This is a genomic window from Cohnella rhizoplanae (genome assembly GCF_948329515.1).
Classification (GTDB): domain Bacteria; phylum Bacillota; class Bacilli; order Paenibacillales; family Paenibacillaceae; genus Cohnella; species Cohnella rhizoplanae.
Genome location: NZ_CAOJCN010000026.1, coordinates 56658 through 72198, shown reverse-complemented (window position 1 = coordinate 72198; position 15541 = coordinate 56658). Strand labels below are relative to the sequence as shown.

General features: G+C 62.4%; 13 protein-coding genes. 11 read left to right on the top strand and 2 right to left on the bottom strand.

What is annotated here, in order from left to right:
* Positions 1-385 precede the first annotated feature (385 nt).
* The 7 genes from PQG80_RS25320 to PQG80_RS25290 all read left to right on the top strand — a co-directional run bounded on the left by PQG80_RS25320 (position 386) and on the right by PQG80_RS25290 (position 8539).
* A complete protein-coding gene (locus tag PQG80_RS25320; protein WP_271754469.1) occupies positions 386-1732 on the top strand; it encodes an FAD-binding oxidoreductase in 1347 nt (448 codons plus the stop codon).
* A gap of 202 nt (positions 1733-1934) precedes the next feature.
* Entirely contained in the window at positions 1935-3857 is a 1923-nt protein-coding gene (locus tag PQG80_RS25315; protein ID WP_271754467.1) for an asparagine synthase-related protein, read from the top strand.
* A gap of 29 nt (positions 3858-3886) precedes the next feature.
* On the top strand, positions 3887-4024 hold the full coding sequence (locus PQG80_RS25310; protein WP_271754466.1) for a paeninodin family lasso peptide: 138 nt from the start codon (positions 3887-3889) through the stop codon (positions 4022-4024).
* A gap of 92 nt (positions 4025-4116) precedes the next feature.
* Entirely contained in the window at positions 4117-5055 is a 939-nt protein-coding gene (locus PQG80_RS25305) for a phosphoenolpyruvate carboxykinase (ATP) (RefSeq protein ID WP_271754464.1), read from the top strand.
* 80 nt (positions 5056-5135) lie between these two features.
* Positions 5136-6875 (top strand): ABC transporter ATP-binding protein, encoded by a 1740-nt coding sequence (locus PQG80_RS25300; RefSeq protein WP_271754477.1) that lies wholly within the window; start codon positions 5136-5138, stop codon positions 6873-6875.
* A 123-nt stretch (positions 6876-6998) separates the two neighbouring features.
* Positions 6999-8009 carry a glutathione S-transferase family protein gene (locus PQG80_RS25295; protein ID WP_271754463.1) on the top strand — a complete coding sequence of 337 codons (1011 nt, stop codon included), beginning with the start codon at positions 6999-7001 and terminating at the stop codon, positions 8007-8009.
* Positions 8010-8029: 20 nt separating this feature from the next.
* The gene (locus tag PQG80_RS25290) at positions 8030-8539 is read left to right on the top strand and encodes a GNAT family N-acetyltransferase (RefSeq protein WP_271754462.1); all 510 of its coding nucleotides are present in this window, start codon (positions 8030-8032) and stop codon (positions 8537-8539) included.
* A gap of 121 nt (positions 8540-8660) precedes the next feature.
* Here the strand turns inward: PQG80_RS25290 and PQG80_RS25285 are convergent, their stop codons facing one another.
* The gene (locus PQG80_RS25285) at positions 8661-9719 is read right to left on the bottom strand and encodes a tail fiber protein (RefSeq protein ID WP_271754461.1); all 1059 of its coding nucleotides are present in this window, start codon (positions 9717-9719) and stop codon (positions 8661-8663) included.
* A gap of 158 nt (positions 9720-9877) precedes the next feature.
* Here PQG80_RS25285 and chrA point away from each other — a divergent pair, with 158 nt between their 5' ends.
* The 3 genes from chrA (at position 9878) to PQG80_RS25270 (ending at position 13364) form a co-directional block, all read left to right on the top strand.
* Positions 9878-11101, top strand: a complete 1224-nt coding sequence (chrA, locus tag PQG80_RS25280) for a chromate efflux transporter (protein WP_271754460.1) — start codon at positions 9878-9880, stop codon at positions 11099-11101.
* Positions 11102-11307: 206 nt separating this feature from the next.
* On the top strand, positions 11308-11574 hold the full coding sequence (locus tag PQG80_RS25275; protein WP_271754459.1) for a hypothetical protein: 267 nt from the start codon (positions 11308-11310) through the stop codon (positions 11572-11574).
* Between the two features lie 35 nt (positions 11575-11609).
* On the top strand, positions 11610-13364 hold the full coding sequence (locus PQG80_RS25270) for a methyl-accepting chemotaxis protein (protein WP_271754458.1): 1755 nt from the start codon (positions 11610-11612) through the stop codon (positions 13362-13364).
* Positions 13365-13379: 15 nt separating this feature from the next.
* Here the strand turns inward: PQG80_RS25270 and PQG80_RS25265 are convergent, their stop codons facing one another.
* On the bottom strand, positions 13380-14261 hold the full coding sequence (locus tag PQG80_RS25265; protein ID WP_271754456.1) for a helix-turn-helix domain-containing protein: 882 nt from the start codon (positions 14259-14261) through the stop codon (positions 13380-13382).
* Positions 14262-14447: 186 nt separating this feature from the next.
* On the opposite strand from PQG80_RS25265, the gene PQG80_RS25260 reads away from it, so the two are divergent.
* Positions 14448-15272, top strand: a complete 825-nt coding sequence (locus PQG80_RS25260; protein ID WP_271754455.1) for a sugar phosphate isomerase/epimerase family protein — start codon at positions 14448-14450, stop codon at positions 15270-15272.
* Positions 15273-15541 lie beyond the last annotated feature (269 nt).

Sequence of the window (15541 nt, the reverse complement as noted above, 5' to 3'; positions counted from 1 at the left end):
TCCGTTCCGTAAAAACGTCTTTTCACCGACATTTCCTCCGCTCTTTATAGTTTAATTCGAGTCGGAGAAAGTGTCCAAAGGGATTAGGGGGCTAAATAGCAAATGCGCTTATCGGCCGCCCCAGCCCGCGCTCAGCACGCGCGATAGTGCCCAAATGCGCTTATCGGCCGCCCCGGCCCGCACTCAGCGCGCGCGATAATGCCCGAATGCGCTTATCGGCCGCCCCGGCCCTCGCTCGGCACACGCGTATCGCTCCCCCCCTAGCCCGTTATCCACCACACTCGATGGAGCGATCAAGGTTATCGATCCTTAGCCCACGCCCTAGACAAGTGTCCATCATACGATGTTCTGGGAGTAGTCATTCGCACAGAGGGAGCTGGGACGATTGCCGTCGAAAACGAAGCTGACCGGGCGGGTAGTCTTTAGAGGCGATCCGGGGTACGATGCCGCGCGCAAGAATTGGGATCCGCACACGGACAGGTTCCCCAAGGTATTCGTGTTTGCCCAAAAGACGCAAGACGTATCGAACGCCATCAAGTGGGCCCGAGAGAACAAGGTCCCCATCCGTCCGCGAAGCGGGAGGCATGCGCTCGAAGTGAATCTCTCGCAAGTTAACGGCGGGATCGTCATCGACGTCAGCGAGATGAAGAAGATCCGGCTGAACAAGAAGGCCGGCACCGTGGTCGTCGAGACCGGCAATCAAGTGGGCCGGATCGCCAAAACGCTCGCGAAGCAAGGGTTCATCGCCCCCTTCGGCGACAGCCCGACCGTCGGCATCGGCGGCATCACGCTCGGCGGCGGCATCGGACCGCTCCAGCGGACCATCGGCCTCATCAGCGACAATCTGCTCGAGGTCGAGATGGTCGACGCGAAGGGCAGGGTGATGCGCGCCAACAAAAAGTGCAATCCGGACCTCTTCTGGGCCTCCCGCGGGGGCGGGGGCGGCAACTTCGGCGTCTATACCAAATACAAGCTCAAGACGGTCCGCGCGCCGGCCAAGGCGACGGTATTCAGCATCGTCTGGCCGTGGAACCAGTTCGAGAAGGTATTGAAAAAGTGGCAGGTGTGGGCGCCGTCGGTCGATACCCGGCTGGGCAGCGAGCTGACGATCGGCCCGAAGAAGGGCGGCAACGTCTCGATGCTGGGGATGTTCCTCGGCTCCAAGACGGAGGCCGTCCGCCTGCTGAAGCCGATCACGAGCGTCGGCACCCCTACCCAGCAAACGATCAAGCTGCTGCCGTACCCGGAAGTCGTAGACTTCATGCTGGCGCCCGATCCGATCCTCACGCAGCGGTTCAGCAACCAGTTCTCCAGCGGCTTCGGCCGGCGTCCGTTCCCCGATCGGGCCTACAAGTCGATACGCGAGTTCCTGGAAAAGGTCGAAGGAAAAGACGCCGGCTTCTTCTTCCTCAACTGGGGCGGAGCCATAGCCCGCATTGCGCCGCGGGACACGGCCTTCTACTGGCGCGATCCGAAGTTCTACGTCGAGTGGAACAGCAACTGGTCCAAGAAGTCCGAGGCCGCCAAGAACATCGCCGTCGTCCGGGAGACGCGCCGGAAGCTGCAGCCTTATATCGTAGGCTCCTATATCAACGTACCGGACCAGGGGATCAAGCATTCCGGACCGGTGTACTACGGCGCGAATTACCCGAGACTGCGGCGAGTCAAGGCGAAGTACGACCCCGAGAACGTGTTCAACAATCCGCAGAGCATCCCCCCGGCTCGCGTCTGATCCGATCGCAGCAGCACATATTCGAACCCATGGGCATTATTGGAAAAAGGCGGCGCGGGAATCGTTCCCGCACCGCCCTTTTTCCCTGTCCGTACTCCTTTTTGCTATCCCCGTCTACTCCTCCCGCGCCATTTGAATTTTTGTCGAAATTGATATAATAGGCCCCAAGGCAAAACGCGATCACGTCCAAGATAGGAGAACTATGAGCGCTATAGCCGGTTTGTATAACGAACAAGAGCCTGTTGCCGTCGAATCGGCGGAACTGATGATGAAGGCTTTGGAGAAATATCCCGCCCATCACGTGCGTACCTGGCATGATCGGCATGTATTCCTGGGCTGCCATGCGCAGTGGTTCACGCCCGAGTCGGTGCATGACCGGCAGCCCTGCCGCGAGGAAGGACAAGCGCTCGTCATCGCCGCGGACGCGATCCTCGACAACCGGGAGGAGCTCTTCGGCCGGCTGCAGATCGACCGGGACCGCCGGCAGCGGATGACGGACAGCGAGTTGATCATGGCGGCATATCTCAAGTGGGGAGAGGACGCGCCGAACTATCTCATCGGCGACTTCGCCTTCGTCCTGTGGGACGAGCGGAGACGCCGCTTGTTCGGGGCCAGGGATCTGGCGGGGAGCCGCACGCTATATTACGTCAACCTGCCGGGGCAATTCGCTTTTTGTACGGTGATGAACCCGCTGCTCGCGCTGCCCGGCGTCGGCCGTGAGCTGGACGAGGCCTGGTTGGCCGAGTTTCTCGCGATTCCGATCATTTTGGATACGATCGACGTGCGCGCCACGGCATACCGCCAGATCGGCCAGATCCCGCCGGCTCACGCTTTTACGGTCGAAGCGGGCAGCTTCAAGTTCCGGCGCTACGGATCGTTGACGGTCGAAGTGCCGCAGCTGAAGCTGAAGTCGGGCGCCGACTACGAAGAAGCTTTCCGCGAGGTGTTCCGGGAAGCCGTAGCCTCGAAGCTCCGGACGTGCAGGAACGTGGGCGCGAGCTTAAGCGGGGGGCTGGACTCGGGGGCCGTCGTCAGCTTCGCGGCCGCCCCGCTGCGCGAGCAAGGCAAGACGCTATATACATACAGCTATGTCCCGCGTCCGGACTTCAAGGACTGGACCCCGCGGAGCATGGCGGCCGACGAGACGCCGTACATTCGGGACATCGTGGACCACGTCGGCCATTTATCGCACAGCTATATGGACTTCGAGGAGCGGGACTCTTTTGAAGAGATCGACGATCTGCTCGATTTGATGGAAGCCCCATATAAATTTTTTGAAAATTCTTACTGGTTCAAGGGCATTCTCGCGCAAGCGAGCAAGCAGGACATCGGCGTCCTGCTGCATGGCGGCAACGGCAACTACTCCATCTCGTGGGGGCCGGCCATGGACTATTATGCCCTACTCCTGCGGCGGCTGCGTTGGGTGCGGCTGTACCGCGAGCTCGCGCAGTACGGCAGATTGGTGCGCGTCGGCCGGTCGCGATTGCTTCCCTACATCGGCAAATTGGCGTTCGGGAAGCGGACGCCGAAGCCGCTGGCGGATATCCCGATGCTGATCCACCCGGAGCTCGCGGCACGCACCGGCGTATTCGACCGGCTGAAGGGCCACGACGTCGGATTGACGGACGCCTGGATGAACGAATTCGAGGCCCGGACGTATCAGTTCGACAACCTGTCGATCCTGAACCATCAGGGGACGTCGTCGACCAAGCTGTCGCTGCGATACGCCGTACGGGAGAGGGATCCGACCTGCGACCCGCGGGTCATCCGGTTCTGCCTGTCCGTACCGGTTGAACAGTACGTGCAGGGGGGCATGGACCGCGCGCTCGTCCGGCGGGCGACCGCCGGTTACCTGCCCGATTCCGTCCGGTTGAATCAGCGTGTGCGGGGCGTACAGGGGGCGGATTGGATCCATCGCGTCCTCCCCTCGTGGGACGCGATGTCGGAGGAGCTGCGCCGGCTGTGCGACGATCCGCTGGCCTCGCGGCTGCTGAACGTAGAGCAGGTACGCCTGTCGCTTGCGGAGATGGGCGACCCGCCTCGTCCGGACCGCGCCTTTGACCGGCATGCGAGATTGCTGATGCAGAGCCTGATCGTGTATCGATTTCTCCGGCAATGCGCCTGACGCTCCCGCTTGGAAGGAGGTGAGACCAGATGAAGAAAGAATGGAACCAACCGACGCTGGAAGTTCTGGATGTCAACCAAACGTTCGGCGGACCGAACGGCTTGTACCCGGACCGCAACGGCAAAGGCACGAACAACGGGCATCCCCATGCCCCGGATGCTTCTTAAACAATTGGAAACGTTCAAGGGCCCTCATACATCCCGCATGTATGGGGCCCTTGTTTCACGCATGCGAGAGGGAGAGGTAGGTGCATTTTTCTATGGCGCATAAAATCAAGCCGGCCATGTACCAGGCATTCGGCCTTCATATATCGAGCGAGATTAACCTGCCGGAGCTCGTGACGACCGCGCGGATCGGCGGGGCGGACGTCGAGATCAGGCTCGGGGATTTGTCGGAAGACTGGCGCGCGGCCCAAGTCGAGGACGATTTTTACGCGTTCGAGGACGATCGGTTTTTGTTTTACGTGCCCGAGGTAGCGATCTATGGCATTCGCGGCGGGAGGCAGATTATGGTGTCGCCCCTGGCCGGCGCGGAGGACAAGCGCATCCGCCTCTATTTGCTCGGAACATGCATGGGCGCGATCCTGATGCAGCGCCGCACGCTTCCGCTTCACGGCAGCGCCGTCGTCATCGACGGGCGCGCTTATGCTTTTATCGGAGAGTCCGGCGCGGGGAAGTCAACGCTCGCGGCTGCTTTCCGAAGCCGCGGCTACCGGCTCCTCACCGACGACGTGATCGCGATCGCATCTGGCGGCGAGGACGGCGGCACGCCGGTCGTCATGCCCGCCTATCCGCAGCAGAAGCTATGGCAGGAAAGCATCGAAGGGCTGGGCTTGCAGTCCGACCGTTATCGCCATCTGTATCTGTCCAAGTATGCCATACCCGTTACGTCAGACTTTTCAATCGATGCCGTGCCGCTGGCCGGCGCGTTCGAGCTGTCGCGGACGGACGAGGACGAGGTGACGCTCTCGCGCTGTCAGGTTCTCGAACGGCTGGCGCTCCTTCGTATACATACGTACCGGCCTTTTTTAATATCGCGTCTGGCGGGGGACCAATGGCATTTTTCGACAGTGACCGGGATGGCGGGCAAGATCGACGTGTATCGCTTGCAGAGGCCTGCCGGCGGATTTTCGGCGCAAGAGATGGCCGACGCGGTGCTTCGTACCGTGCTTGAAGAAGAGAAGGTCTTGCAGGGGTGAAGGGCGAAGGAAAGCTGGACGTCGCTCCCGTGCTCTTCTATCTCAAGAAGCTCCGCGCGTTTGCCGGGCGCAAGCTGTATATGAATCTCGCGGGGACGGTGGCCGTCAGCATGCTGGAGGGCATCGGCATCTTCCTGCTGGCCCCGATGCTGGGGCTGATCGGGCTTCTGGATGCGTCCTCGGGAGGCATTCCGCTGCTCTCCGCCGCGGCGGAGCCGCTTCAGCGCCTGTCGGCCGACCTGAGATTGCCCGCCGTGCTCGCCGTTTTCCTGATCCTGCTGCTCGGTCAGGGCCTGCTGCAGCGTCTGCTGGCCAATATGAGCGTCGAGCTGGAGCAGGGCTTTATCCGGCACTTGAGGCTTGAGCTCTATCAAGGCCTGCTGCAATCGAACTGGGCGTTTTTTCTGAAAAGGAGAAGGTCGGACTTCATCCATTCGGCCACGACCGAGCTGCCCCGGGTGAGCTTCGGCGTGTTCATGTGTCTGCGGCTCGTCACGACCCTGCTGTTCACGCTGATTCAGATCGGCTTCGCCTTGTGGCTGTCCGCGCCACTCACCCTGGCCGTCTTGCTATGCGGGCTGGCGCTGGCCGCGTTTTCCCGGTCCCAGGTTAGGAAGTCGAGAGCGATTGGGAAGGACACGACGGCGCTGATGCAGCGCTACGTGGGGGGCATGACCGACCACTTTAACGGCATCAAGGACATTAAGGGCAATCGGACGGAACAGCAGCATCTGTCCTGGTTCCGCGCCCTGTGCGACCGGTTGGAGAGCAATCTTGTCCAATTTACAAGATTGCAATCCGCCTCCCAGTTCCATTACAGAGCCGCCGCAAGCATCCTCATCGCGGCGTTCGTTTATATCGCATTCGCGGTGCTGCGCGTTCAAGCCGAAACCCTCGTTTTTATCGTTCTCGTTTTCTCGCGATTGTGGCCCAAGTTTTCCGCGCTGCAGTCCAATCTGGAGCAGATCGGCCAGACGGTTCCCGCCTTCAGGCATTTGCGGGAGCTGCAGCAGGCGTCCGAGGCCGCCCGGGAGCCCGAGCCGTCCCGGCTTGCCGAAGGCGGAACCATTCGCGTGGCGCAGGGCTTCGAGCTCCGGGATGTCTACTACCGTTATGACCGTGAGCAGCGGTCCTATGCCCTTCAAGGCGTCAACCTGCGCATTCCGGCGCATCGGATGACGGCCGTCGTCGGCCGATCGGGCGCGGGGAAGAGCACCCTGATTGACCTGCTGATCGGCCTCGTGCAGCCGGAGCGCGGGCAGGTGCTCGTGGACGGCCATCCGCTCGGCGCCAGCGAAGCTCATGAATTAAGGCGGTCCGTCAGCTATGTCTCGCAGGACCCCTTTCTGTTCCATGAGAGCGTACGGGACAATCTGGCGATTGCCGCGCCGGATGCCGATGAGGAGCAAATGTGGGAAGCGCTGCGCTTCGCCGCGGCGGATGCGTTCGTTGAGCGGCTGCCGCAGGGTCTCGATACGGTGCTGGGCGACCGGGGGGTTCGCCTCTCCGGCGGCGAACGGCAGCGGATCGTGCTGGCGCGGGCGATCTTGCGCGACCCGTCCGTTCTCGTGCTGGACGAAGCGACGAGCGCGCTGGACGGCGAGCGCGAGGCCGGCATTCAGGAAGCGCTGGAACGGCTGCGGGGCAGGATGACCCTGATCGTCATCGCCCATCGCTTGTCCACGATCCGCGGCGCGGACCAGGTCATCGTGCTGGACGGCGGGAGGATCGTTCAGCAAGGGGGATACGCGCAGCTCTCCCAGGAGCGGGACGGCTTGTTCGGGAAGCTGCTGTCCTATCAGGCCGAGGCGAGCGGGTAAAGCGGCGGTCTGCAAAGCGTGAGTCCGGTACGCATGCGTGCCGGCGCTTTCTGCTGCGTTTAGCGTTCGCTCCCGGAATAGGATAAAATGAAAGCCATAATACGTGGACAAAGGATGAGGACCGTGACCGATCACGAACAACCGGGCAAAAAGCCCGCCGAGATTACGAACGACGGTTCATTCAAGCGCCAAGTCAATCGATTTACGACCCCGTTCGGGGATCGGCCGGGCGAGCTGCCGGTAGAACCGGGAAGATATCGTCTGTTGTGGTCCGCGGCATGCCCGTGGGCGCATCGCTCCGTGATCGTCCGGCGCGTGCTCGGGCTCGAGGATGCGATCAGTCTGGGGACCGTCAGCCCGATGCGGCCGAGGCTGCCGCGCGTCGACTGGGAGTTCTCCCTGGACGCGGAGGGCGTCGATCCGGTGCTCGGCATCCGGTATATCAGCGAGATTTACTTGGAAACGGAGCCGGGGTACGAGGGCAGGCCGACGGTACCCGTCGTCGTGGACGTGAAGGAGCGGAAGGTCGCGAACAACGACTATTTCAAGTTGACCAACTACTTCGAGACCGTCTGGGCTCCCTTTCACAAGCCGAATGCGCCGGATCTGTATCCCGGGCCGCTGCGCGAAGAGATCGATGCGCTGAACGAGGTTATTTTCCACGAGATCAACAACGGCGTGTATAAATGCGGCTTTGCCCGCTCCCAGGAGGCGTACGACGCGGCTTACGAGACGTTGTTCGCGCGTTTGGACGAGCTGGAGCGGCGCTTATCGGGGCAGCGCTTTTTGCACGGGGATTATATTACGGACTCGGATGTCCGTCTGTATACGACGCTGGCGCGATTTGACGCCGCTTATTATACAGCCTTCCGGACCAACCGCAACCTGATCCGCGAGTTCGAGCACCTGTGGGGCTACGCGCGCGACCTGTATCAGACGCCGGGCTTCGGCGACACGACGGACTTCGACGCGATCAAGCGGCACTACCATCTGTCGATCACCATCGCGACGGACAAGCAGGAAGTGAACATCCTGCCGAACGGGCCCGACCTGTCCGCGTGGGATGCCCCGCATGAACGGCACAAGTTGAGCGGCCGGGAAGAGAAGTTCCTGCTTCGTTCGTCCGGACAATGAATAGAGGAGGCGGAAAGAAGATGATCCTACGCGACGCCGCGGCGGAGGAGCTCGCGTATATTCGGGAGCAGCGGATCGAGGCTTACCGGGAGCATGCGCGATCGATACCGGAGGCGCACTGGCAGGCGCTGGAGCGTGCCATCTCCTCGGGGGCGGACGCGCAGCCGGGCGTGGACCTCATCGTCGCCGAGATCGACGGGGCCATCGCGGGCAGCGTGGTTTTGTTTCCCGCCGACACGGATGCCTACGGCGGTCAGGCCGATCGGCAGGACTATCCGGAGATTCGCATGCTGGCGGTGTCCTCCGACTATCGGGGCCGGGGCGTGGCCTCGGCGTTGATCGACGAGTGCGTCCGGCGTGCCAAGGCGTCCGGCCACCGGGCGATCGGCCTGCATACCGGCGAATTCATGAAGGATGCGCGTCAGTTGTACGGGAAGCTCGGCTTCGAGCGCTTGCCGCAGTACGATTTTCAGCCCGCGGATGACGGCATCACGGTAATGGCGTTCCGGCTCGCGCTGGACAAGGTCTAGCAGGGCCGGTCCAGACCTGCGTGAATGAATATCTGAAAATCTGTATATCTGAAGGAATGAAAGAAAGAAGGCACCCGCGAGGGTGCCGTTTTCATGCCGGAGATCGCAGGCCGAAAAAATACTACACGGAACGCGGCGGGAAAATACCCGACATGTTAATAACATAACTAACGCCTGCCGGCGCATAATCCCTTAGATCGGGCAAGGCAAAGGTTGTTTTGCCGTCTCCGCCGTACTGGGTACCGAGCAACGAGAACAGCGCGGTGTTCTGTGCGATCGAGAGGAGCGTGCCGTCGCATACATGGGTGCCGATCGGCGCGAAGTTTCCTGCGAACAGCCATACTTCGCCCATGTAGCCGAGAGAGGTTCCGGCGCTTGCCGATCCGTCGGCAATGTTCGGGCTGCCGAAGGCCGGGCCTGACACTCCGGGGACGCCGGGCGGCCCCGGAGGACCGGCAGGCCCGGTATCGCCTTTCTCCCCCTGCGGACCCTGAGGTCCGGTTGCGCCTGTGGGTCCAGCCGCTCCAGTAGGGCCAGTCGCCCCGGTTGGACCGGCGGGGCCAGCGGGTCCCGTATCGCCCTTCAGGCCCTGAGGTCCTTGAGGCCCTTGAGGCCCGGTCGCGCCGGTCGGGCCAGCTGCGCCTGAGGCGCCGGCGGGCCCCGTTTCGCCTTTCTCCCCCTGCGGACCCTGAGGTCCGGTCGCGCCTGTGGGTCCAGCCGCTCCAGTCGGGCCAGTCGCCCCGGTTGGACCGGCGGGGCCGGCGGGTCCCGCATCGCCCTTCAGGCCCTGAGGTCCTTGAGGCCCTTGAGGTCCGGTCGCGCCGGTCGAACCAGCCGCTCCCGTCGCGCCGGTCGTGCCCGTATCGCCCTTCGCGCCCTGCGGACCTTGCGGTCCGGCCAAGCCGTCTTTGCCGTTCGTCCCCTTCGGACCGGCCGGACCCGCAACCCCGCGGTCGCCTTTATCCCCTTTGGGGCCGACAACGTTCCATGAGAGCTGTTTCTCGTTCTTTTTGCATAACGAGGACTTGCTGACGACGCGCAGCTGTCCGTCGCTTTTGGCGCAGGCGTAGATCGTGCTCGTTTGTTTGCTCGCGGCCGCGGCCGCATATACGCTTGCGCCGGAGAGAAGTAGAATAAGGATACTTGCCGCGACGAGAATGGCCTTTTTGCTCAGATACACTGCGATTCCTCCTAATCATCCGTACATTGGCAGCCTGATTAGACTTTATGGACCGCTTCGAGAATCTATGCTTCATCATGAATGACGGACAACACTGCGACAACATTCGCGTGATATAAAGGATCTATCATCGGTTGGCCAAGGAGCGAATAGAGACAATGGGGTCTAATCTGCAAGAGGTAACACCATCGGCGCGGAGGGGGACGCTCGCCGCGTCGCTCGCGGTGCTGGCCGTATCGACGAAGCTGGGCTTGACCTCCTTCGGAGGGCCGATCGCCCATTTGGGCTATTTCCACGAGGAATACGTGCGCCGCCGGAAATGGATGGACGAACGCAGCTATGCCGACCTCGTCGCCCTCTGTCAGCTGCTCCCCGGTCCCGCGAGCAGCCAGGTGGGCATCGGCATCGGCGTCGCGCGGGCGGGATGGCTCGGGGGCATCGCGGCATGGCTCGGTTTTACGCTGCCTTCCGTTCTGGCACTCGTCGCGTTTGCCTATTGTGTTCAAGGGTACGATATCGGCAATTCGGGATGGATTCACGGTCTTCAGCTCGTCGCGGTCGCGATCGTGGCGCACGCCGTATTGGGCATGGGGCGGCAGCTCGCGCCCGACCGGAGCAGGGCGACGCTGGCGGTCCTGGCGGCCGCCGTCACTTTGGTCTGGCCGACGGCCTACACCCAAGCGATGATCATCGTCGCGGCGGGCTTCGCGGGGTGGCGGCTCTACCGCCTGGAGGCGCCGTCCGAGGGCGCGACGGACCTGCGTATTCCGATCGGCCGACCCTTCGCGGTCGTCTGCCTGGTTTTATTTTTCGTTCTGCTGGCGGGGCTGCCGCTGCTCCGGGGATTGAGCGACGCGCGATGGCTCGCGATGCTCGACGGCTTCTACCGTTCCGGCGCGCTGGTGTTCGGCGGCGGGCACGTGGTGCTTCCGCTGCTGGAGCGCGTAGTCGTGCCTGCGGGTTGGGTGAGCCAAGCGGACTTCTCGGCGGGCTATGGCGCGGCGCAGGCGGTGCCGGGGCCGCTGTTCACTTTTGCGGCCTATCTGGGCACGATGGCAGGAGGTCTCGGAGGCGCGGCGATCGCGGTAGCCGGGATCTTTCTGCCCGCCTTCTTGCTCGTCGTCGGCGCGCTGCCGTTCTGGAACGCGCTGCGTGGCAGTCCGAGAGTCCGGGGGGCGCTCACCGGTATCAACGCGGCGGTGGTCGGCATCCTACTGGCCGCGCTATACGATCCGTTGTGGACGACGGCCGTCGCGAGACCCGCGGATGCGGCAGCGGCCTTCCTTTTGTTCCTGCTGCTGTTCTTCTGGAAGCTGCCGCCCGTTGCGGTTGTCCTGGCAGGCGCAGCATGCGGCATGCTGCTCGGGCTGCTGCCCGGGTGATCCGAGACCCCAGGCGGTGCTCCTCGGCATACCGGAGCGCCGCACCCGCAACATATATATTGGGTTGTTCAAGGGCCGACTGAGACCCGGGGCAGCCCATTTTTTTTACCCCTCGCTTTATCCCTCTCAGAAACCGATAAAGTAGTAGCGGCAAGGAGCCGATATGCTATTAGTAGGTTTTTTTGAGAAAGGAGCCGACGTCGAATATGCAGCGACTGAAGTTTATGTTCAGGCTTTTTCTAAGACAACCGCTCTGGTTTAAAATATTGGCGCCCGCCGCTTTGCTCGCATCGATCGTTTTAAGCGGCTCGCGGTTCGGAGAGGACGCCGGCTACGACGGCGGAGCCAAGCTGGCAGCGGCGGTTTTCTTTGGCCTATGGGCCATCCAACTGCGAGGCAACCGGCGGTTATCGCTGATCTTCCTCGCGCTCGCCGCGCTGAGCCTCTATTTGGCCGCGGATGCCTTCATCTAATATAAACCATACCTATTAAGGGAGCATGGACCCGCATGTTTAGATTCAGGAGCCGTCTCGTTTTTAAGCTGTCGATCATGATATTGACGATTCTCGCGATTTTATCTTCCGCATTGATTTATTTGCAGATCCGCAACACCAAGCAGGCTAGCGAGGAAGCGATCGGCCGCTTCGGCATGCATGTCGCAGAGGCCTATTCCGGGCAATTCGATACGGCCGCTTACGAGACTTATATCCAGGATGCGCAAGAGAACGATCTCTACTGGCGTCTGCGCGGGCAAATGGACCGTTATCGGATGGAGATCGGAGCGCTGTACGTGTACACGGTCAAGATCGACGACGACGGCCAGCCCATCATTCTGATCGACGGCCAGCCCAAGGACGAGGAGACGGCGTCTCCGATCGGCGAGGTCACCGACATGCCGCGGGAAGCGATCGCCGAGGTGTTGGATGGCCGCGCGGCCAAGACCGGCATTATTCACAACCCGGAATACGGCGATTATATCTCCGCGTACGCGCCGCTGCGCGACTCGGCCGGCCAGGTGATCGGAGCGATCGGCATCGATACGGACGTCTCCGTGTCGAATCGGATATACCGGGAAGTCATAGAGAAGAGCGTGCCGGTCTTCGTGTTGATGGGAGCGCTGACATTGCTCGTCTTTCTGCTGATCGCGTGGTTCATATCCCGCGCGCTGCGGCCGCTTCGCACGATCGTCCGCGGGGCGGAGGCCATGGCCGGCGGAGATCTCGCGGAGGCGCAGCGGCATCTGGGCGCACGGCGCATCCAGTCCAAGGACGAGATCGGGCAAGCGTACGCCGCCATGACTCGGATGACGGAGCGGCTGGGCGTCACGCTCGGCGGCGTGGTGCGCGACGTGTCCGCCACGACCGAGGAGCTCGTGCGGTCGACCGATCAGTTCGGCTCGGAGGCGGACCGGATGGTGACGCTGAACGTGCAGCTCGAGCACTCGATCGCGCAGCTCGCGGACGGTGCGGCGCATCAGCGCACGGGGGCGGAGGAGAGCGCGAAGTCGATGGAGGAGATCACGCTGGCCATCCAGCGGGTCGCCGAAGCGTCGTCGAGCGTCTCCACGGCATCCGCGGAGGCGCTGGAGACGGCGGAGCGAGGGCGGAGCTCCATCCGCTGGCTCAGGGAGCAGGTCGGATCGATGTCCGGTGTCGCCGAGCAGACGACGCAAGCGGTTCAGCTGCTGAACGCCTACATGCAGGAGATCGAGCCGGTCCTTCAGTCGATCGCGAGCAACGCCGACCAGACCAAGATTCTCGCGCTGAACGCGTCCATCGAGGCGGTGCGCGCGGGAGAACACGGAGCGGGGTTCGGCGTCGTGGCCGGCGAGGTTCGCAAGCTCGCGGAGGCGGCAGCCGTGTCCGCCACGCAGGTCACCTCGCTGCTGGCGCAGATTCGGCGCGAGTCCGCGCAGATCGGCGAGCGCATGGCCGGCGAAGTGCAGGAGATGGCGAGAGGCACGGCGCTCTCCGGCGAGGTGGAGTCGCTGTTCGAAGCTACGGTGGACCGGTTCGTCTTCGTGAACGGCCACATCCAGGAGATCTCGGCGGCAGCCGAGGAGGTGCTGGCGGGCTCCGAGGAGGTCGCGGCGTCCGCCGAGCAGATGTCCCAGATCTCGGCGGCGAGCGCGGACGGCGCGGCGGCGATCCGGCGAATGTCGGCCGACCAGCTCGAGGCGGCCCGCAGGATCGCGGACACGACGGCGCATCTCAAGAAGAGGGGCGCGGTGCTGGAGGACGCGGTCGCCAAGTTCAAGCTCTAAGGCGGCTCGCGCCGCTCACAGCTCGTTCCTCGCCTTGATCGTCTTGGCGTATTCGGACGGCGTCATGCCGACGGATTGCTTGAAGTGCCGCGAGAAGTAATGGACGCTGCTGTAGCCGAGCAGGTTCGAGATCTCGGTCAGATTGTAGATTTCCTCGCGGATATAGGTCTTGGCGCGCTCGATCTTGAGGCGGTTGAGGTACGCGATGATGCCCGAGCCAACGGTCCGCTTGAACAGGATGTTCAGCTGCGTACGGCTCATGTTGAACTGCGCGGACAAGCCGTCCAGCGTGATCTTGCGGGACAGGTTCTGTTCGAGGTACGCGATGATGCGCTTGCCCATGTGCGCGCTCTGGTTTTCCGCGGTGGTCGACATGAGCTGCTCGGCCTGCTGCCTGGTAGGCCGCGAATGACGGATGATGAGGATGAGCAGCTGCTCCAGATAGAGCTTGAAGAGCTGCTCCGCTGCGAACGCGGCGCCGGGCCTGGGGACGATCGGATACTGGTTCAGGCCGAAGCTGTCCAGTCCCTCCTTCATCAGTCGCGCCAGCACGGCATGCTCGGTCTGTCCGATGCGGAACAGTTTATTTTCGTCGAAAAAAGCCATCGCCTCGTCGTCGCAGCGGAAGGTTACGATAAACAGGTTGGGCGCCTTGCTGCCGGTGCTCTCCAACTGGTGGAACTCGTTCGGGCTGTGCACGAGAATGTTGCCCTGGTTCAGCCGGTAGTAGCCGGACCCCGTATTGGCGTTGACCTCGCCCTTGTCCACGTATACGATCTCCCAGAAATCATGGCTCTCCGCCACGTACTGCTCGCGATTGGACTGCTCGAAGTAGTAGCAGGTATAGATGTCGTTCACGACGAGCGCCTCGCGCAGCCGATGCTTGATAAAGTCCATCCGTTCGTCCCCTCCGAATTAAAGTATAAACTTTCCGTCCGATTATGCAAAATGAAGTGCAAATTTACCGACAAATTTTCTAAATCAAGCCGCGGACAAAGGGGCTATGATGGGGCTAGCCGGCAGGCTGGCATCGAGCGGCGCGGCATCGTCTGCGCGAGGAAGAGACGAGGAGGCTTTTTTGTCATGGAAATCGGGGTTATTCATTCGATCAATAGAGGCGCTCAGGGCAATATGTTCCAGACGGTGAGCGACTACGGGTTCGGCGTGTGCCAGCTCAGTTCGTGGAACATGGAGGATTGCAAACCGGAGGTCGCCGAGCGCGTCGTCCGGGAAGCGCGCGAGGCGAACGTGCGCATCTGCGCGGTGTGGGCGGGCGTACCGGGACCGGCGGAGTGGAACTTCACGCAGGGGCCGCTGACGCTGGGGCTCGTGCCTGAGGTTTATCGCGCGGAGCGGATCCAGGCGCTTAAGAACTGGGCGGACTTCGCGTCGTGGATCGGCGCGCCGGCGATCATCACCCACGTCGGCTTCATCCCGGAGAATCTGACGGATCCTGCGTATCCGCCGGTCGTAGACGCGATCCGCGAGGTCGCCGCATACTGCGAGAGCAAGGGCATCGGCTTCTGGTTCGAGACCGGGCAGGAGACGCCGGTCGTCCTGCTGCGCACGATTCAGCGGGTCGGTACGTCCAACCTCGGCATCAACCTTGACCCGGCCAACCTGATCCTGTACGGCAAGGGCAACCCGATCGACGCGCTGGACACGATCGGCGCCTACGTGCGCAACGTTCACGTAAAGGACGGGCTGTACCCGACCGACGGCGACAGCCTCGGCGAGGAAGTCCGCGCGGGCACCGGCAAGGTAGACTTCCCCGCGTTCGTCCGCAAGCTCAAGGAGATCGGCTACGCGGGCGAGTATATCATCGAGCGCGAGATTAGCGGCGAAGAGCAGCGGCAGGACATCCTGCGCACGACGGAAGATCTCAAGCAATGGCTGCAGCAAGCTTAAGATAAGGGTGTGGCGCCGTCAGATACGCTGGCGGCGTTTTTTCGTGCGTTAGCCGCGCAGGTACTCGCGATAGTGGCCCAAATGTGCCTATCACCACTGCCGCGTCTCGTGTGGCCGATATAGTGCCCAAATGTAACTATCACCCGCCGCCGACCGTCTCGTGTGGCCGCGTTAGTGCCCAAATGTAACTATCTCCCGCCGCCGCCCGTCTCGTGCGGTCGCGTTAATGCCCAAATGTAACTATCTCCCGCCGCCGCCCGCCCATGTAC

Excerpts from the sequence above, each read along its gene's own strand:
- PQG80_RS25270 (WP_271754458.1), top strand. The coding sequence starts at position 11,610 with ATGTTTAGATTCAGGAGCCGTCTCGTTTTTAAGCTGTCGATCATGATA.
- PQG80_RS25315 (WP_271754467.1), top strand. The coding sequence starts at position 1,935 with ATGAGCGCTATAGCCGGTTTGTATAACGAACAAGAGCCTGTTGCCGTC.
- PQG80_RS25305 (WP_271754464.1), top strand. The coding sequence starts at position 4,117 with ATGGCGCATAAAATCAAGCCGGCCATGTACCAGGCATTCGGCCTTCAT.
- PQG80_RS25300 (WP_271754477.1), top strand. The coding sequence starts at position 5,136 with ATGAATCTCGCGGGGACGGTGGCCGTCAGCATGCTGGAGGGCATCGGC.
- chrA (WP_271754460.1), top strand. The coding sequence starts at position 9,878 with ATGGGGTCTAATCTGCAAGAGGTAACACCATCGGCGCGGAGGGGGACG.
- PQG80_RS25265 (WP_271754456.1), bottom strand. The coding sequence starts at position 14,261 with ATGGACTTTATCAAGCATCGGCTGCGCGAGGCGCTCGTCGTGAACGAC.
- PQG80_RS25290 (WP_271754462.1), top strand. The coding sequence starts at position 8,030 with ATGATCCTACGCGACGCCGCGGCGGAGGAGCTCGCGTATATTCGGGAG.
- PQG80_RS25275 (WP_271754459.1), top strand. The coding sequence starts at position 11,308 with ATGCAGCGACTGAAGTTTATGTTCAGGCTTTTTCTAAGACAACCGCTC.
- PQG80_RS25260 (WP_271754455.1), top strand. The coding sequence starts at position 14,448 with ATGGAAATCGGGGTTATTCATTCGATCAATAGAGGCGCTCAGGGCAAT.
- PQG80_RS25310 (WP_271754466.1), top strand. The coding sequence starts at position 3,887 with ATGAAGAAAGAATGGAACCAACCGACGCTGGAAGTTCTGGATGTCAAC.